Origin of the sequence: Pseudomonas sp. PAMC 25886 (assembly GCF_000242655.1) — a bacterium.
Taxonomy (GTDB): domain Bacteria; phylum Pseudomonadota; class Gammaproteobacteria; order Pseudomonadales; family Pseudomonadaceae; genus Aquipseudomonas.
The window spans coordinates 34,787-50,365 of sequence record NZ_AHHC01000026.1; the positions used below are offsets into that span (position 1 = coordinate 34,787).

15 protein-coding genes and 1 tRNA gene are annotated in these 15,579 nt (G+C 61.3%); 10 read left to right on the forward strand and 6 right to left on the reverse strand.

Annotation, left to right across the window (positions count from 1 at the left end; all coding sequences use genetic code 11):
- Window positions 1-205: 205 nt before the first annotated feature.
- The 3 genes from MUM_RS0108645 (at window position 206) to MUM_RS0108655 (ending at window position 3,532) form a co-directional block, all read left to right on the forward strand.
- The gene (locus tag MUM_RS0108645) at window positions 206-1,171 is read left to right on the forward strand and encodes an arsenic resistance protein (RefSeq protein WP_010169055.1); all 966 of its coding nucleotides are present in this window, start codon (window positions 206-208) and stop codon (window positions 1,169-1,171) included.
- 87 nt (window positions 1,172-1,258) lie between these two features.
- Window positions 1,259-2,899 carry an ArnT family glycosyltransferase gene (locus tag MUM_RS0108650; RefSeq protein ID WP_029615815.1) on the forward strand — a complete coding sequence of 547 codons (1,641 nt, stop codon included), beginning with the start codon at window positions 1,259-1,261 and terminating at the stop codon, window positions 2,897-2,899.
- Window positions 2,900-3,247: 348 nt separating this feature from the next.
- A complete protein-coding gene (locus tag MUM_RS0108655) occupies window positions 3,248-3,532 on the forward strand; it encodes a hypothetical protein (protein ID WP_238535523.1) in 285 nt (94 codons plus the stop codon).
- Between the two features lie 96 nt (window positions 3,533-3,628).
- Here MUM_RS0108655 and MUM_RS0108660 read toward each other — a convergent pair.
- The 4 genes from MUM_RS0108660 to MUM_RS0108675 form a co-directional block, all read right to left on the reverse strand.
- Window positions 3,629-3,704, reverse strand: a tRNA-Phe gene (locus MUM_RS0108660).
- A gap of 103 nt (window positions 3,705-3,807) precedes the next feature.
- Window positions 3,808-4,080, reverse strand: coding sequence for an oxidative damage protection protein (locus MUM_RS0108665; RefSeq protein ID WP_010169058.1), 273 nt, complete (start codon window positions 4,078-4,080; stop codon window positions 3,808-3,810).
- Entirely contained in the window at window positions 4,077-5,144 is a 1,068-nt protein-coding gene (mutY, locus tag MUM_RS0108670) for an A/G-specific adenine glycosylase (RefSeq protein WP_010169059.1), read from the reverse strand. Before mutY ends, MUM_RS0108665 begins: the two co-directional genes overlap by 4 nt.
- Window positions 5,141-7,357, reverse strand: coding sequence for an AsmA family protein (locus tag MUM_RS0108675; RefSeq protein WP_010169060.1), 2,217 nt, complete (start codon window positions 7,355-7,357; stop codon window positions 5,141-5,143). The genes mutY and MUM_RS0108675 overlap by 4 nt, the downstream gene beginning before the upstream one ends.
- 324 nt (window positions 7,358-7,681) lie before the next feature.
- Here MUM_RS0108675 and MUM_RS0108680 point away from each other — a divergent pair, with 324 nt between their 5' ends.
- The 7 genes from MUM_RS0108680 (at window position 7,682) to MUM_RS0108710 (ending at window position 13,469) form a co-directional block, all read left to right on the forward strand.
- Window positions 7,682-9,343 carry an OFA family MFS transporter gene (locus MUM_RS0108680; RefSeq protein WP_010169062.1) on the forward strand — a complete coding sequence of 554 codons (1,662 nt, stop codon included), beginning with the start codon at window positions 7,682-7,684 and terminating at the stop codon, window positions 9,341-9,343.
- A 255-nt stretch (window positions 9,344-9,598) separates the two neighbouring features.
- Entirely contained in the window at window positions 9,599-10,192 is a 594-nt protein-coding gene (gene hisB, locus MUM_RS0108685; RefSeq protein WP_003218037.1) for an imidazoleglycerol-phosphate dehydratase HisB, read from the forward strand.
- Complete coding sequence (gene hisH, locus MUM_RS0108690) at window positions 10,192-10,830, forward strand: imidazole glycerol phosphate synthase subunit HisH (RefSeq protein ID WP_010169074.1); 639 nt, start codon at window positions 10,192-10,194, stop codon at window positions 10,828-10,830. The genes hisB and hisH overlap by 1 nt, the downstream gene beginning before the upstream one ends.
- Window positions 10,830-11,087, forward strand: coding sequence for a DUF2164 domain-containing protein (locus tag MUM_RS0108695; RefSeq protein WP_003218033.1), 258 nt, complete (start codon window positions 10,830-10,832; stop codon window positions 11,085-11,087). Before hisH ends, MUM_RS0108695 begins: the two co-directional genes overlap by 1 nt.
- Before the next feature lie 39 nt (window positions 11,088-11,126).
- Window positions 11,127-11,864 carry a 1-(5-phosphoribosyl)-5-[(5-phosphoribosylamino)methylideneamino]imidazole-4-carboxamide isomerase gene (gene hisA, locus MUM_RS0108700; RefSeq protein WP_010169075.1) on the forward strand — a complete coding sequence of 246 codons (738 nt, stop codon included), beginning with the start codon at window positions 11,127-11,129 and terminating at the stop codon, window positions 11,862-11,864.
- Window positions 11,865-11,873: 9 nt separating this feature from the next.
- Window positions 11,874-12,644, forward strand: a complete 771-nt coding sequence (gene hisF / locus MUM_RS0108705) for an imidazole glycerol phosphate synthase subunit HisF (protein WP_003218030.1) — start codon at window positions 11,874-11,876, stop codon at window positions 12,642-12,644.
- A gap of 66 nt (window positions 12,645-12,710) precedes the next feature.
- Window positions 12,711-13,469: a substrate-binding periplasmic protein gene (locus MUM_RS0108710; RefSeq protein ID WP_010169076.1), complete on the forward strand. Its 759-nt coding sequence runs from the start codon at window positions 12,711-12,713 to the stop codon at window positions 13,467-13,469.
- On the opposite strand, the gene MUM_RS0108715 is transcribed toward MUM_RS0108710, so the two are convergent.
- Window positions 13,422-14,723 carry a Vps62-related protein gene (locus tag MUM_RS0108715; protein WP_010169077.1) on the reverse strand — a complete coding sequence of 434 codons (1,302 nt, stop codon included), beginning with the start codon at window positions 14,721-14,723 and terminating at the stop codon, window positions 13,422-13,424. The two genes, MUM_RS0108710 and MUM_RS0108715, sit on opposite strands and share 48 nt — an antisense overlap.
- Window positions 14,724-14,856: 133 nt before the next feature.
- Window positions 14,857-15,579 (reverse strand): divergent polysaccharide deacetylase family protein (locus tag MUM_RS0108720; protein ID WP_010169078.1); only part of this gene is annotated, 723 nt, incomplete at its 5' end.

The window sequence follows — 15,579 nt, forward strand, 5'->3', positions numbered from 1 at the left end:
CGCCAGAGAGGCGACTATCTGGCTACTCTCTTCGCTTACCGGGGGCATGGCTGACTGATTGTGGTGGAATGCAGCCTTGATGGTACACCTTCGTATACGGGCACAGAGATTCATTTGCCCATATGCCCCTATATCACTCCATCCACTTCGATGGGGTGCCCGCCGATGCTAGGCTTGCGACCTTTTAGCCAGGATGGGAGCGTGAATGAGCCGCGATGCACTTGAGCACAATCAGATACCGATCTACTTCTGTGCAGTGATCGTGGCGGCGGTCGCCGGGCTGTTGGTGCCCTCGCTGGCACGGGAACTGAGCGGGTGGGTCACGCCCGCCATCGCTGTGCTGATGTACGCGATGTTCCTGCAAATACCCTTTCTGGACCTGCGCGAGGGCTTGGGCAACAAGCGCTTCATGTCCGCGTTGCTGCTGGCCAATTTCCTCCTGATTCCACTGCTGGTGTGGGTGCTGACCCGTGGCCTGGTGGAGCACCCGGCGATCCTGGTGGGGGCGCTGCTGGTGCTGTTGACGCCGTGCATCGACTACGTGGTGGTGTTCACCCATATCGGCAAGGGCGACTCGCGATTGATGCTGGCGGCAACCCCGATTCTGTTGCTGCTGCAACTGCTGCTGTTGCCGGTGTACCTGGGGTTGATCCTCGGGGCGCAGTCACAGGTGGTGGTTTCGGTGGGGCCGTTTGTCGAGGCCTTCCTGCTGCTGATCGTTGCCCCCATGATTCTGGCGGTGCTGACGACTTCCCTGTCCCGGCGATCGAGTGTCATCAGTGCCTGGAGCGAGGCCTGGGCCTGGTTGCCCGTGCCGGCCATGGCACTGGTGCTGATGGTGGTGATCGGCTCGCAAATCACCGCCGTGGTCCGCGATATCGGCCTGCTGGCGCCGGTGATCCCGGTGTACATCGGCTTTCTGTTGCTGGCGCCGCTGATGGGCGCGCTGGCGTCGCGGCTGTTCAAGCTGCCATCGACCACCGCGCGGGCGGTCACCTTCAGCGCGTCCACGCGCAACTCCCTGGTGGTGTTGCCGCTGGCGCTGGCGTTGCCCGAAGACATCCGAGGCCTCGCTGCCGCCGCCGTGATCACGCAAACCCTGATGGAGTTGGTGGGGGAGCTACTCTACATCCGGCTGATGCCGCTGCTGATCTGGCCCGCTCGTCGTTAGGCTGATGAATGTTTGATTCCGTTCAGGGGGCATTCAGGGTGGTGGTCGGCAACATGAGCCGGTTTACCCCACCTGACAGGCTGAATAATGGATCAACACAACCGCTTTCGAATGGAATCGCTGGGTATCTTTTTTATCGCCTTGCTGCTGTTTACCCTGGGCATCTGGGACCAGCAGCCACAAGGCTTCGACGGTCGCTGGGCGGTGTTCATGCAAGAGATGTTTCGCCACGGTGCGAGCCTCTTTCCTACCACCTACGGCGAGCCTTACCCGGACTACCCGGGCACCGCGACCTACCTGAGCTACCTCTTTGCCCGCCTGTTCGGCGCGCCCAACGACCTGGCTAACGTGATGCCTACCGCCCTGGCGTCTGCCGGGGTGATGGCGCTGATCTATCGCTTGCTGGTGCCGTCTGGCCGCGCGTGGGCGCTGCTGACGGTGCTGCTCACCGCATTGACCGCGCAGTTGCTGGAGAAGTCGCGCTCGGTGTGCCTGGACCAGATGATCTCGCTGCTGTGCCTGGGGTGTATCTACCTGTTGCATACCGGCGAGCGCATGGGCTCGCGGCTGCGGCAATACGCGATATTTCCGTTGTTCGTGGTGGCGTTTGCCATTCGCGGGCCGCTGGGGTTGATCGAGGTCTGTGGAGTGGCCTGTGTCTACTGGGCGCTCGGCACGGCTCGTACGCGGGAAGAGCGCATTGCGCTGCTTAAAAAGGTGATTGCCCACGGCGTGATCGGCTTGGTGTTGCTGGCCGGCTGTTGGTGGGTGCTGCTGAAGCTGGCGCGGATCAGCGGTGGCGATAGCTTCGTCGATGATGTGCTGCGGATGCAGTTTGCCGGGCGCCTCGACGAAACCGGCGAGCCGTTCTATTTCTACTTCAAATTGAGCCTGTACCGCTATTTCCCGGTGGTGCCGCTGGCGCTGGCGACGTTGATCGCCCTGCGCCACAAATGGTCGGTGCGTGACGAGGATGCCGACGTGCAGTTGATGCTGCGCCTGGCCGCCTGCGGGCTGATGATTTTGCTGGGCTTGTCCATCCCGCACTTCAAACGCGCCTATTACATCGTGCCCATGGTCCCGATGTTTGCCGCGGTGGCCGCCTATGGCTTGCTCCAGGCGCATGGCTGGCTGCTTGGCGTGCGGCGTGGCTATGAGTGGCTGGTGGCTGCCTTGCCGGTGCTGGGCGTCGTGGTGGTGTTCGTCTGTCGACACCTTTGGCACAAGCACGGTTATTGGCCGGATGTTTCAGTGCCGGGGCTGGTGGGTGTGCTGATCGTGCTGCAACTGGCCGCCGTGATCGCCTGGCGGCGTTTGCGGGGCAATCTCGGCCAGAGGCTGGTGGTGCTCAGCCTGATTGCGTTGGCGACCCAATGGCTGGTGCTGGTGAAGGTGGTGGAGCCGGCAAAGGATCTGCAATTCGACACCCGGAACTTCGTTGGCGCGGTGGAGAAGCTGCGTGCCGATAATCCCGGTACCCTGGTCTTTGTGGATCTGGCCAAGGACACCTGGGCGATTCGCTACATCATGAACCTGGATCACGACGAGCAGCCGCTGTTCATCGGGCGCAACGAGCCCTTGCGGGTGGACACGTTGCCGCGTCCGGCCTGGGTGATTGTGGAGCGCAAGCAAACCGCGTTGCTCAATGGCACGCCGCTTGAGCATATGGCGCCAGTGTTCAACGGGCGGTTGAACGACAACCCGCTACTGGTGTTCCTGGTGAAGTGAATCAGTCGCCGTATTCATCGTGGCGGTGCATTCAGGTGCGCCGGATGCGGCATCGCCTTCACTACCCAGGAGCAGCCAGGGCAGCCCGTGAGGCTCGGCGTTGAGTGCGCCCTGCGCGCGGGTCAGGGCTTTTTCCCTGATCCGCAGTAGGCCGAGTGGCGATCACTGGGGAATTAAGGACAGATCAAGGGAGTCATAAGGCGATGTTGATCGCCGACAGTTTGGTTCGTCTTGCTGTAGGGTCGCGGCTTAAATGACCGGCGGGTCTGATAACGCGCTTTGCAGCCTGCCGAAACGCGGACGCGTGCTAGGCTTTGATACTTTCGCAGTGATGATTTCGGGTGTGACATGGAAGCAGTAAAAATGGATTTTGAGTCCGCAGGGGCAGAGAGCGCTGGCAGTGGTCATGTGATCGGCCGTTCCTGGCTTGGCGGCCTGAGCATTTGTTTTGACGGAGGTTGCAGCTACCCCTCGATGATCAGCGTGCTGGAGGCTGTGTTCAGGCGCTACGGACGCCTGGTGCGCTTTGGCGAGTCGCTTTCGGCTCAGGGCTGGATTGATCGGGTGGAGGCGAGTGGTTTTCACATCTCCGATCAGGAGCGGATGGCGGTGTTGACGTTGATGCGGGGTTGACGCTGAGGGTCCACAAATTCCAGACAACAAAAAACCCGCACCAGGCGGGTTTTTTGTGTGTTTCAGATGACGTTTGCACCACCTGAAACTGAATAGTGGTGCCCAGAGACGGAATCGAACCGCCGACACGGGGATTTTCAATCCCCTGCTCTACCGACTGAGCTATCTGGGCAACGGGGCGCATTAAACGGGTTTTTCAGGGGGTCGTCAAGCAAGTTTTCAAAAAATATTTAATTATTACCGTCGCTTACGGGCCAACCCCCAGATTTGATCAATTATTCAGCAGGTGGCACGTAGCCGTCGGCCTTGGCGTAATCTTCGCCGGAAAAGAACTTGTCCATCTCGCCCTGCAGGTATTTGCGGTCTTCGGCGTTCATCATGTTCAGGCGTTTTTCGTTGATCAGCAGGGTCTGGTGTTTTTGCCAGTCGGCCCAGGCTTTGGCGGAGACGTTGTCGAAGATGTCCTGGCCCTTGGCGCCAGGGAACGGGGCGCGCTCCAGGGCGGGCAGTTCTTCGTGGTACTTGCGGCAGATGATGGTGCGGGTCATGACGGAACTCCTGCGTTCAATACTTCAGCCGCGCGCTTCAGCAGTTTTTTTACCGGGGCAGCAAGGCCCAGGCGCGGCGGGGTGGCGAGGTTATACCAGAGCCAGTCAGCCTCGGCCACGTGGTGGGCAGACTCCTGGACCTGGACCAGCCAGGGTTCGATAGCCAGTTGGAAGTGGCTGAAGGTGTGGATCAGGCCGGGCAGTTCCTGGTGTTCGCCCAACGCCAGCGAGTGCTGGTTGGCCAGGTGTTCCAGGTCGCTCAGGTCATCCAGCTCCGGCAAACTCCACAAACCGCCCCACAGGCCCGTGGACGGCCGACGGTAAAGCAGAATCGCGCCTTCGCCATTGGCCAGCAGCGGCATCAGCGTGCGCTTCTGGGGCACGGTCTTGCGCGGCTTGGGGATCGGGTAGCGGGTTTCCAGGCCGAGCATGTGCGCTTCGCAGCCCTTTTCCAGCGGGCACAGCAGGCAACTGGGCTTGCTGCGGGTGCAGAGGGTGGCGCCCATGTCCATCATCGCCTGGGTGTAGGCGTTGACCCGGTCGTGGGGCGTAAAGCGCTCTGCGGTGGCCCACAGCTGTTTGGCGACCTTCGGTTCGCCCGGGTAACCCTCTTGTGCGGTAAAGCGCGCCAGCACGCGCTTGACGTTGCCATCCAGGATCGGCGCCCGCAGGCCCATGCTCAGGCTGGCAATCGCGCCGGCGGTGGACAGGCCGATGCCGGGCAACTCAGTGAGCTTTTCGACATCACGGGGAAACTCGCCGCCGTATTCGGCCACGACGATCTTCGCGGTCTTTTGCAGGTTGCGCGCCCGGGTGTAGTAACCCAGCCCGGTCCACAGGTGCAGCACTTCGTCTTCCGGTGCGGCGGCCAGGGCTTCGACCGTTGGCAGGGAGGCCATGAAACGGTCGAAGTAGTTCAGCACGGTGCTGACCTGGGTCTGCTGCAACATGATCTCCGAGACCCACACCCGGTAAGGCGTGATGCCCTGTTGCCAGGGCAGGTCATGGCGACCGTGGCGGTCGTACCAGTCGAGCACCGCCGTTGAGAATTGCTCGCTTCTCATCGTTTGAACAGGCCTTTCAGAGCATCTTTCAACTGTGGGTTTACCTTGTCGAGCTTCTGTTCAAGCTTCTCGCTGAGTTTGTTGCCTGCCGCCTTGATAGCGACCTGGCTCAGGCCGTCCTTGTCCAGGCGGCAAGCCTTGGCGCCCAGTTCCAGCGGGCCACGGCAGCGCAGCGGGACTTCGATGTTCTGGAAGTTGGAACCCACTTCGCAGGCCGGGTCCGGCACCTCGCGCTGGTCGCCTTCGACGATGATGCCGACGCGGTAGTCCATGCCCAGCACACGCAGGTCGATGTCACCGTTGCCGTTGACGGTCAGGCCCGGGATGCGCACTTTCAGGTCCGGGTTGCTGGCCACGCCGTTACGGAAGGTCAGGTTGCCCTTGAGCTCCTGGAACGGCGTGTCCTTGCCGCGCTGTTCGCCGCTGAGGGTCTTGCGGTTGAGCAGGGCGATGCCGGTGCACAGCTGTTGCTCAAGGTTGGCGTTGAGCAGCACACCGTTGTTGATCGCGAAGCTGGCGGTGCCGTTGAGGCTGTCGATCAGGGCCTTCTGGCTATTGCCACGGCCATTGAGGTTGCTGTCGAGGGTGAGCTGGCCCTTCACCGGCGGGTTCTGCCCTTGGGCTTGCAGGATGCGTTCGATCGGTACTTGCTTGATGCGGGTTTGCAGCGCCAGCAGCGGGATGTCCTGGCGCACGTCAAGGTTGCCGTTGGCCTGGAAGGTGCCGTTGTAGAGGCCGCCGCTCAAGGTGTCGAGCTTGAGCTGGCCATCGAGGCCGGAGGCTTTCAGCGCGGCGTTCTGGATCGGCAGCTTGCTCAGGGTCAGTTGGCCGAAGGACAGGTCGGCATTCACGTCCAGGGTGCGCAGGCGGGTCAACGGCAGCAGTTTGTCGGTGCTCCACGCGCCCTTGGTCGGGGCGTCCGGCAGCGGTGTGGTGCCACCGGCCGCCATGGCGCCGGCTTCGCTGCTTTGCACTTCAGCCTGGCGTGCGGCCGTTGCACCTTTGGCAGCGTCGGATTTGGCTGGCAGGTAGTTGTCGGCATTGAACGTGTCGGCCTTGAGCTGCACCCGCAGGGACTGCTTGGCGAAATCATCCACGGCCACGCGACCGGTGAAGGTGCTCTCGTCGAGTTTCAGGTTGAGGTCTTCAAGCGCCAGGCTGGTGGGCGTGCCCTTGAGGCGGCTGACCAGTTCGACCTTGCTCAGGCTGCCAGCGGCCATCGGTGGCAGCGGGTTGCCGACGCTGTCGAGGAACTTGGCCAGGTCAAACTGGGCAATCGACAGGGCGCCGCTGAGTTGCGGGGTCTTGTCCAGGTCGTTGACCTTCAGCTCGCCCAGGGCGCGCAACTGGTTCAGCGACAGCTTCATGTTGGTCCATTCGGCAATGTTGGCAGACTGGTCCAGCAGCAATTGGCCTTGAGTCGAAAAGGTCACGGTCTTGCCTTGCAGCGGCTCGCCGGTGGCTTCACCAGTGACTTTCATGTCTTCGAACTGATAGCGCTTGAGGGCGCGCTGAATGCGCAGGTTGCCGTTGACCTCGGTCTTGACGCGCATCAGCGGCTGGTTGGTGCCGAAGAATGCGGTGAGTTTCACCGGAATGCTCGCGCCTTCATGCACGGCGCCGGCACTCAACTGGATGCTTTCGGCGCTGAACTGTTTGCCGGTCTGCTCGTCGTTGTATTCGACGCGGGCGTTGTTGATGGTCAGGCTGTCGATGTCCAGGCGGATCGGCTGGGGCGGCTTTTCGGGCTTGGGTGGTGTGGCAACTTCAGCGACGGCAGGCGTGCTGGCGGCTGTGCTCGGGTCCGGCACATTCTTGCCGATGTCTTCCCAGTTGCCATGGCCATGCACATCTTTGTTCAGGCGCAGGTTCAGGCCTTCGACGCGCACATCGCTCATCTGCACTTCACGGCGCAGCAGCGGCAGTACACGCACCGACAGGCCGAGCATCTGCAAATCGGCAAACGGTTGGGTCGGGTTGGTCAGGGTCGCAACGCTGGCCTCGTGCAATTCAAGGCCGAGCCAGGGGAACAGGCTCCACCCGATGTCGCCATTGAGCGTCAGCTCGATGTGGGCCTTGTCGCGGGCAATCTGGCGAATCTCGTCTTTATAGTCGTTGGGATCGAAGAGATGGGTCAGGGCAAAGCCTAGAGCCACAATGATCAGCAACAGCCCGAGAAGTACCAGACCCAGGATTTTGCCGAACGCTTTCATGGGCGAGTCCTTGTATGTCGATTTCAAAATTTAGCCGCAGAGTATAACGCCCGAAGGCTTACGTCAGTTCGCGGACAGTTACATTGTATCTAGAGGCCGGAAAACGGAATTTTGGCGCCAGACAAATCAGATATCCCGAAAAAGGTGATATCAGTTTGGTTTTTCTGTCATCCACAGATGCTAATCTTCGCCTGTTCGTCCGCCTTCTGCGGCTAAACGTCGCGTCAAAAAGGAGCTTTACTCAACAAAACGGCCACGCCTTGCGTGTAAGGCCGAGGGAGAGAGTGCCTGACGGACACATACTAATAACTGGGGGAAACACCAATGAGCACTAGCACTGCGGCAGGCCATACCGCCGCACAGCCTGCGTTCCTGTCCAAGGAGCGCATTATCGCCAAGCCCGGGTTCAACCGTTGGCTGGTACCACCGGCCGCCCTGGCCATCCACTTGTGCATCGGCATGGCTTATGGCTTCTCGGTGTTCTGGTTGCCGCTGTCCAAGGCGCTGGGCATCACCGCACCGGTCGCCTGCGCGCCGGACATGAGTTTTATCAGCCAGGTCTTCTCGTCCCAATGCGACTGGCCCATCTCCATGCTGGGCTGGATCTACACCCTGTTCTTCATCTTCCTGGGCTGCTCGGCAGCGATCTGGGGCGGCTGGCTGGAGCATGCCGGGCCACGTAAGGCTGGCGTCGTGTCGGCCTTGTGCTGGTGTGGCGGCCTGCTGATCTCGGCATTGGGGATTTATACCCACCAGATCTGGCTGATGTGGATCGGCTCCGGGGTCATTGGCGGTATCGGCCTGGGCCTGGGCTACATCTCGCCGGTGTCGACCCTGATCAAGTGGTTCCCGGACAAGCGCGGCATGGCTACCGGCATGGCGATCATGGGCTTCGGCGGCGGCGCGATGGTTGGCGCCCCGTTGGCAGCCGCGCTGATGGGTCACTTTGCCTCGCCGACCAGCGTTGGCGTGTGGCAGAGCTTCGTGGTCATGGCGGTGATCTACTTCGTGTTCATGATTGGCGGTGCCTTGTCCTACCGCGTTCCGCCAACCGGCTGGAAGCCTGAGGGCTGGACTGCCCCGGCGAAGAAAGCCAGCAACGCGATGATCACCCACCGTCACGTGCACGTGAACGTGGCCTGGAAAACCCCGCAATTCCGCCTGGTGTGGCTGGTACTGTGCCTGAACGTGTCGGCCGGTATCGGCATCCTTGGCATGGCTTCGCCGCTGCTGCAGGAAGTGTTCGGCGGCAAGTTGCTGGGTAACGGCCTGACGTTTGGCCAACTGGATGCCGGTCAACTGGCTTCCATCGCGGCCATCGCCGCCGGCTTTACCGGTCTGTTGAGCCTGTTCAACATCGGCGGCCGGTTCTTCTGGGCGTCGTTCTCTGACTACCTGGGCCGTAAAAACACCTATTTCGTGTTCTTTGCCCTGGGCTTTGCCCTGTACGCATTGATCCCGAACCTCGGTCACCTGGGCAACGTTGCGCTGTTCGTGGCCGCGTTCTGCATCATCCTGTCGATGTACGGCGGTGGTTTTGCGACGGTACCGGCTTACCTGGCGGACCTGTTCGGTACGCAAATGGTGGGTGCGATCCACGGTCGTCTGCTGACGGCATGGGCGGCGGCGGGCGTGTTGGGCCCGGTGCTGGTGAACTACCTGCGTGAGTATCAGTTGAGCATCGGCGTTGAACGCGCTGCCGCCTACGACATCACCTTGTACATCCTCGCCGGCCTGCTGGTGCTGGGCTTTATCTGCAACCTGCTGGTACGGCCGGTGGCAGACAAGTACTTCATGACCGACGCGGAACTGGCTGCCGAACAGGCGCTGGGCCACGACAAGGGCGCCGATTCCAGCACCGTGCTGGAATGGAAAGCCTCCTCCGGCAGCGTGCCGCTGGCGGTAGCTGCCTGGCTGGTGGTGGGGATTCCCCTGGCGTGGGGCGTGTGGGTCACCCTGCAGAAAACCGCAGTACTGTTCCACTAACACCGCGTAACCCTTGTGGGAGCGGGCTTGTGTGGGAGCGGGCTTGCTCGCGAAGGCGATGGATCAGTCAGCCCATGTTTGGCTGACACACCGCTTTCGCGAGCAAGCCCGCTCCCACACAAAGCTGCTCCCACACTTGTACTGACATGTCTATCCTCGACACTCCATCAGTCTTATCCCCTCCGATGTTTCTGTTTAGCGCCCGCGCCCCTATAATGGCTGCCTTTTTCGCCCAATGATTTTGCGGAGCTGGTGATGGCCGAACGTAAGGCGTCCGTCGAGCGCGACACTCTGGAAACCCAGATCAAAGCCTCGATTAACCTGGATGGCACCGGAAAGGCCCGATTTGATATCGGTGTACCTTTTCTTGAGCACATGCTGGACCAGATCGCCCGTCACGGGCTGATCGACCTGGATATCGTCAGCAAGGGCGACCTGCATATCGACGACCACCACACGGTGGAAGACGTCGGTATCACGTTGGGCCAGGCATTTGCCAAAGCCATCGGCGACAAGAAAGGCATCCGTCGCTACGGCCACGCCTACGTCCCGCTGGATGAAGCACTGTCGCGTGTGGTCATCGACTTCTCCGGCCGCCCAGGCCTGCAGATGCATGTGCCGTACACCCGCGCCACCGTCGGCGGCTTTGACGTCGACCTGTTCCAGGAATTCTTCCAGGGCTTCGTCAACCACGCCCTGGTCAGCCTGCACATCGACAACCTGCGTGGCACCAATACCCACCACCAGATCGAGACCGTGTTCAAGGCCTTCGGTCGCGCCCTGCGCATGGCCGTGGAGCTGGATGACCGCATGGCCGGGCAAATGCCGTCGACCAAGGGCGTTCTGTAATGCAGACGGTCGCGGTTATCGATTACGGCATGGGTAACCTGCACTCGGTGGCCAAGGCCCTCGAACACGTAGGTGCCGGCAAGGTGCTGATCACCAGCGATGCCGACGTGATTCGCGAAGCCGACCGGGTGGTGTTCCCGGGTGTGGGTGCGATTCGTGACTGCATGGCCGAGATTCGCCGCCTGGGCTTCGACAGCCTGGTGCGTGAAGTCAGCCAGGACCGGCCGTTCCTCGGCATCTGCGTGGGCATGCAAGCCTTGCTCGACAGCAGTGAAGAGAACGAAGGCGTCGACTGCATCGGTCTGTTCCCTGGCCAAGTGAAGTTCTTCGGCAAGGACCTGCACGAAGACGGCGAGCACCTGAAGGTGCCGCACATGGGCTGGAACGAAGTGCGCCAGACCGTGGATCACCCGCTGTGGCACGAAGTGCCGGACCTGGCGCGTTTCTACTTCGTGCACAGCTACTACATCGCCGCCGGTAACCCGCGCCAGGTGGTGGGTGGCGGGCACTATGGCGTCGACTTCGCCGCGGCCCTGGCCGACGGTTCGCGCTTTGCCGTGCAGTTCCACCCGGAGAAGAGCCATACCCATGGCCTGCAATTGCTGCAGAACTTCGCCGCGTGGGACGGGCGCTGGTAATGGCCAAGAAGGTCAAGCCGCCGATCTTGAACCTCACTCCCCAGCAGGAGAGTGAGGCCACCGACAAGATCAAGCGTTTCATGGAAGACCGCTTCGAGCTCAAGCTCGGCTCGTTCGAGGTTGCAGAAATCCTCGAACTGTTCACCACTGAAATTGCTCCGCACTATTACAACAGGGCGATTTTCGATGTGCAGACGCACCTTAAAGAAAGGTTCGAAAGCATCGAAAGCGACTTGTGGGCGCTCGAGAAACCCTGATTTCCCGAGCAACGCTGAATATCGAATAAGGTTTGCCAGATGCTGATTATTCCCGCTATCGATCTCAAGGACGGCGCCTGCGTACGTCTGCGCCAGGGCCGCATGGAAGATTCCACGGTGTTCTCCGATGACCCGGTGAGCATGGCTGCCAAGTGGGTAGAAGGCGGTTGCCGTCGCCTGCATCTGGTAGACCTGAACGGTGCGTTCGAAGGCCAGCCGGTCAACGGTGAAGTCGTCACTGCGATCGCCAAGCGCTACCCGAACCTGCCGATCCAGATCGGCGGCGGCATCCGTTCCCTGGAAACCATCGAGCACTACGTGAAAGCGGGCGTGAGCTACGTGATCATCGGCACCAAGGCGGTCAAAGACCCGGCCTTCGTTGCCGAAGCCTGCCGTGCATTCCCCGGCAAGGTGATCGTGGGCCTGGACGCCAAAGACGGTTTCGTCGCCACCGATGGCTGGGCCGAGATCAGCACCGTTCAGGTGATCGACCTGGCCAAGCAGTTTGAGGCCGATGGCGTCTCCGCCATCGTTTATACCGATATCGCCAAAGACGGCATGATGCAGGGCTGCAACGTACCGTTCACCGCGGCGTTGGCTGCCGCCACGAAGATCCCGGTGATCGCTTCCGGCGGTATCCACAACCTGGGCGACATCAAGTCGCTGCTGGACGCGAAGGCGCCAGGGATCATCGGCGCCATCACCGGCCGCGCGATCTATGAAGGCACCCTGGACGTTGCTGAAGCCCAGGCTTACTGCGACGCCTACAAAGGCTGAGGACTGACCATGGCGCTGGCCAAACGCATCATCCCTTGCCTGGACGTCGACAACGGTCGCGTGGTCAAGGGCGTCAAGTTCGAGAACATCCGTGACGCCGGCGACCCGGTTGAGATCGCCCGTCGCTACGACGAACAGGGTGCTGACGAGATTACCTTTCTCGACATCACCGCCAGCGTCGACGGTCGCGACACCACGCTGCATACCGTCGAGCGCATGGCCAGCCAGGTGTTTATCCCGCTGACCGTAGGCGGCGGCGTGCGCACCGTGCAGGACATCCGCAACCTGCTGAACGCCGGTGCAGACAAGGTCTCGATCAACACTGCCGCTGTGTTCAACCCGGAGTTTGTCGGCGAAGCCGCGCAGCACTTCGGCTCGCAATGCATCGTGGTGGCCATCGACGCCAAGAAAGTTTCCGGCCCGGGTGAAACCCCGCGCTGGGAGATCTTCACCCACGGCGGGCGCAAGCCAACCGGGCTGGATGCGGTGCAGTGGGCGATGAAGATGGAAGCCCTGGGCGCCGGTGAAATCCTGCTGACCAGCATGGACCAGGACGGCATGAAAAACGGCTTCGACCTGGGCGTGACCCGCGCCATCAGCGATGCCCTGGGCATCCCAGTGATCGCTTCCGGTGGCGTCGGCAACCTGCAGCACCTGGCCGACGGCGTGATCGAAGGCCACGCCAGCGCGGTGCTGGCGGCGAGTATTTTCCACTTCGGCGAATACACCGTTCCCGAGGCCAAGGCCTACATGGCGGCGCGCGGTATCGTCGTACGCTAAACGTCACTGGACACCATGGCAGGCTCGCGGCACTCTCTGGGCTTGCCATGGATTCCGGTAACTTTCATGTTCAAAGACCTGCTGCTCGCCCTCGCCAGTACCTCCATTATTTTGGCGGGCTCAGCCCACGCCGACGAACCGACTGACAGCGCTTCCCTGGTGTTGCTGACGGAGAACTTCCCGCCGTACAACATGGCGAAAAACGGCAAGAACTTCGCCAAGGAAGAGAACATCGAAGGCATCGCCGTGGACATCGTCCGCGAGACCTTCCAGCGAGCCGGCATCTCCTACAACCTGACCCTGCGCTTCCCTTGGGAGCGGATCTACAAACTCGCCCTGGAAAAACCCGGCTACGGCGTGTTCGTGATGGCGCGCCTGCCGGACCGTGAGGCGCTGTTCAAATGGGTCGGCCCCATCGGCCCGGACGATTGGGTGCTGCTGGCCAAGGCTGACAGCAAGATCCAGTTGACCGACCTTGAGCAGGCCCGTCGCTACAAAATCGGCGCCTACAAGGGCGATGCCATTGCCGAGACCCTTGAAAAGCAAGGCCTCAAACCGGTGATCGTGCTACGCGACCAGGACAACGCGCAAAAACTGCTGGAGGGCCAGATCGACCTGTGGGCCACCGGTGACCCGGCGGGCCGTTACCTGGCGCGCCAGGTCGGGGTGACAGGGCTCAAGACCGTGCTGCGTTTCAATAGCGCCGAGCTGTACCTGGCACTGAACAAAAATGTGCCGGATGAAGTGGTGGCCAAGCTTCAGAAGGCACTGGATCAGTTAAGGGACGAGGGCGTTGTCGATGACATCATGGGGCGTTATCTCTAACGCCGGTTCGACTGAAGGCAGCGCAGGCACTGGCTCAACGGGCAGGGTCAGGACGGGCGCCTGTTCGTTGCCCTCAGGTATCGATGCAGATGATTCGCTGAAGTACACAGTGTCGCCGTTGGTGTAGCTGACGGTGGCCGCCAACTGGCTGCCGTCCTGTCGATACAGCTTATATTCGCTGCGGATGACGTAGGCGGCGATGGTCTGGTTTGCCGGCACATAGGCCGCGACTTCCAGCGGCGTCGAAGTGCCCCAGCCCTTGGCCGATTGCGTGGTATGGGTGAAGGATTTGCTCAAGTGCGCAGAAAACATCACCGGGCGGGCCGTCGATGACCATTCATACGCCAGCTGAATGCCCGTCACCGCTGTAAAGTCGATGGAGTTGTCACCGGCCTCGCCCTTGTGTGCCGTCCAGTTGAACGTTTTGCCCTGGGGCGTTGTGTTTTGCCCAAGGCCGACAGAGAGATACCGGTCGGTTCTTTCCAGTCGATAGCGTGGCGAGTGATGCAGTTGTTCAAACGGCGTGAGGTTGCTGTCCTTTACGGCGAACCATGGCAGCTCGCAGACAGTGGGAGACGGCTCCGTTTCCACCGAAGCAAACGGCGCGGGTGGCGCAGGCAGAGCGCTTTCCTGGCTGGCCAGTTCCATGCGCAGGGCGTAGGGCCTGGCACCGAAAGACGGCCGGGTCCATCCGCCAGTCCCGTAAAAGGTGCCGGTGGCGATATAGGCTGCCTCAGGCTCGACGTCGGGGGTGTGAACGTCCCACGCGCTGAAGTCCATGCGAGCGCCGCTGCCCTTGTCGTTCCATATCGCATTGCCGATATAGGCATCGACAGCCAGATCCGCCCTGACGCAGCGCACCGCATTCAGTGTGGGTTTGTCATAACCGATGCAGCAGACCATTCCCATGGCCACATACCCTTCGGGAGGCACCGGTTTCCATACGGAAAACTCGGAGCGGGTCTTCTTGCCGGAATTTTTCCAGATCAGGTTAAAGCCCACCGGCGCCCGAAGGGCGGTACCGTTCACGGGGTCTGCCTCGCTGACCACGGCAACGAATTTTCGGTTATTGATCGTGCGATAGTCGCTGGCGACGACGTCACCCAGTGAAGAAAAGCTGTTCAGTGAGTCGGCCGTTGTGTTGGGGCGCCAAAACGTGGCGGCGTTATCGGCGCCTGAGTCTTTGGCGCTCCAGAGCAGATCGAACTCTGTGGTGAAATTGATCAGCAGGTCTTTAAAGCGTATGGGCTGCATGGTTTATCTTCCCAATTTTATAAAAAGTTGCAGGCCTGCGTCGGCATGGCCTGTTTGGCTGCGCTGCAACTATTGAATAAAACGGGAGGCGCAAAGCGGTAGCTATATAGAGCGGTGGCCAGGCGTCACGGGGTCAGCGATACGTGCCGTCTTTGCCGTGCCCGGCCATCGCGCGATTGCTGCGCAGGCTGATCATCAACTTGATATCGATCCACTCGATGCCCTGGGCCTTGAGCTTAGGCAACTCGCGTTCCAGCACCGCCAGCGTCTGTGGATAAGGGTGGCCGATCATCACGGCCGAACCCTGTTTGTGGGCCAGCTTGATCGCGGTTTGCAGCTGGGTGGTGATGGCCGCTTCGGTGCGTTCGTCATCGAGGAACACATCCCGCGAAACGCTGGCCAGGCCGATTTTCTGCGCTTCGGCTGCCGCCACGGTCTTGGCGCTGGTGCGGCTGTCGACGAAGAACTTGTGGCGCCGCTGCAATTCACCCATCAGCCAGGCCATGGCCTCGGGCTGCGCTGTCATGCGGCTGCCCATGTGGTTGTTGATGCCGGCGGTGTAGGGCACGGCCTTGAAGGCGGCGTCCAGGCGTTTGCCCAGCTCTTCGATGGGCAGGTCAGGGTGCCACGCGAATGGGCCGGTGGCCGGGTCCATGGGCATGTGCAGGATGACGATCTTGCCGGCCTTGTGGGCTTCGCGTGCGAATTCGGCGGCGTGGGGTGTGTCGGGCATGATCGCCGTGGTCACAGGGCCGGGCAGGGCGAGCACGCGACGATCCCGGGGCAGGTTTTGCCCGAGGTCGTCGATGATCAGGGTCAGGTAGGCTTTGTGTTCAGCGGGGGCGGTACTGGCGGG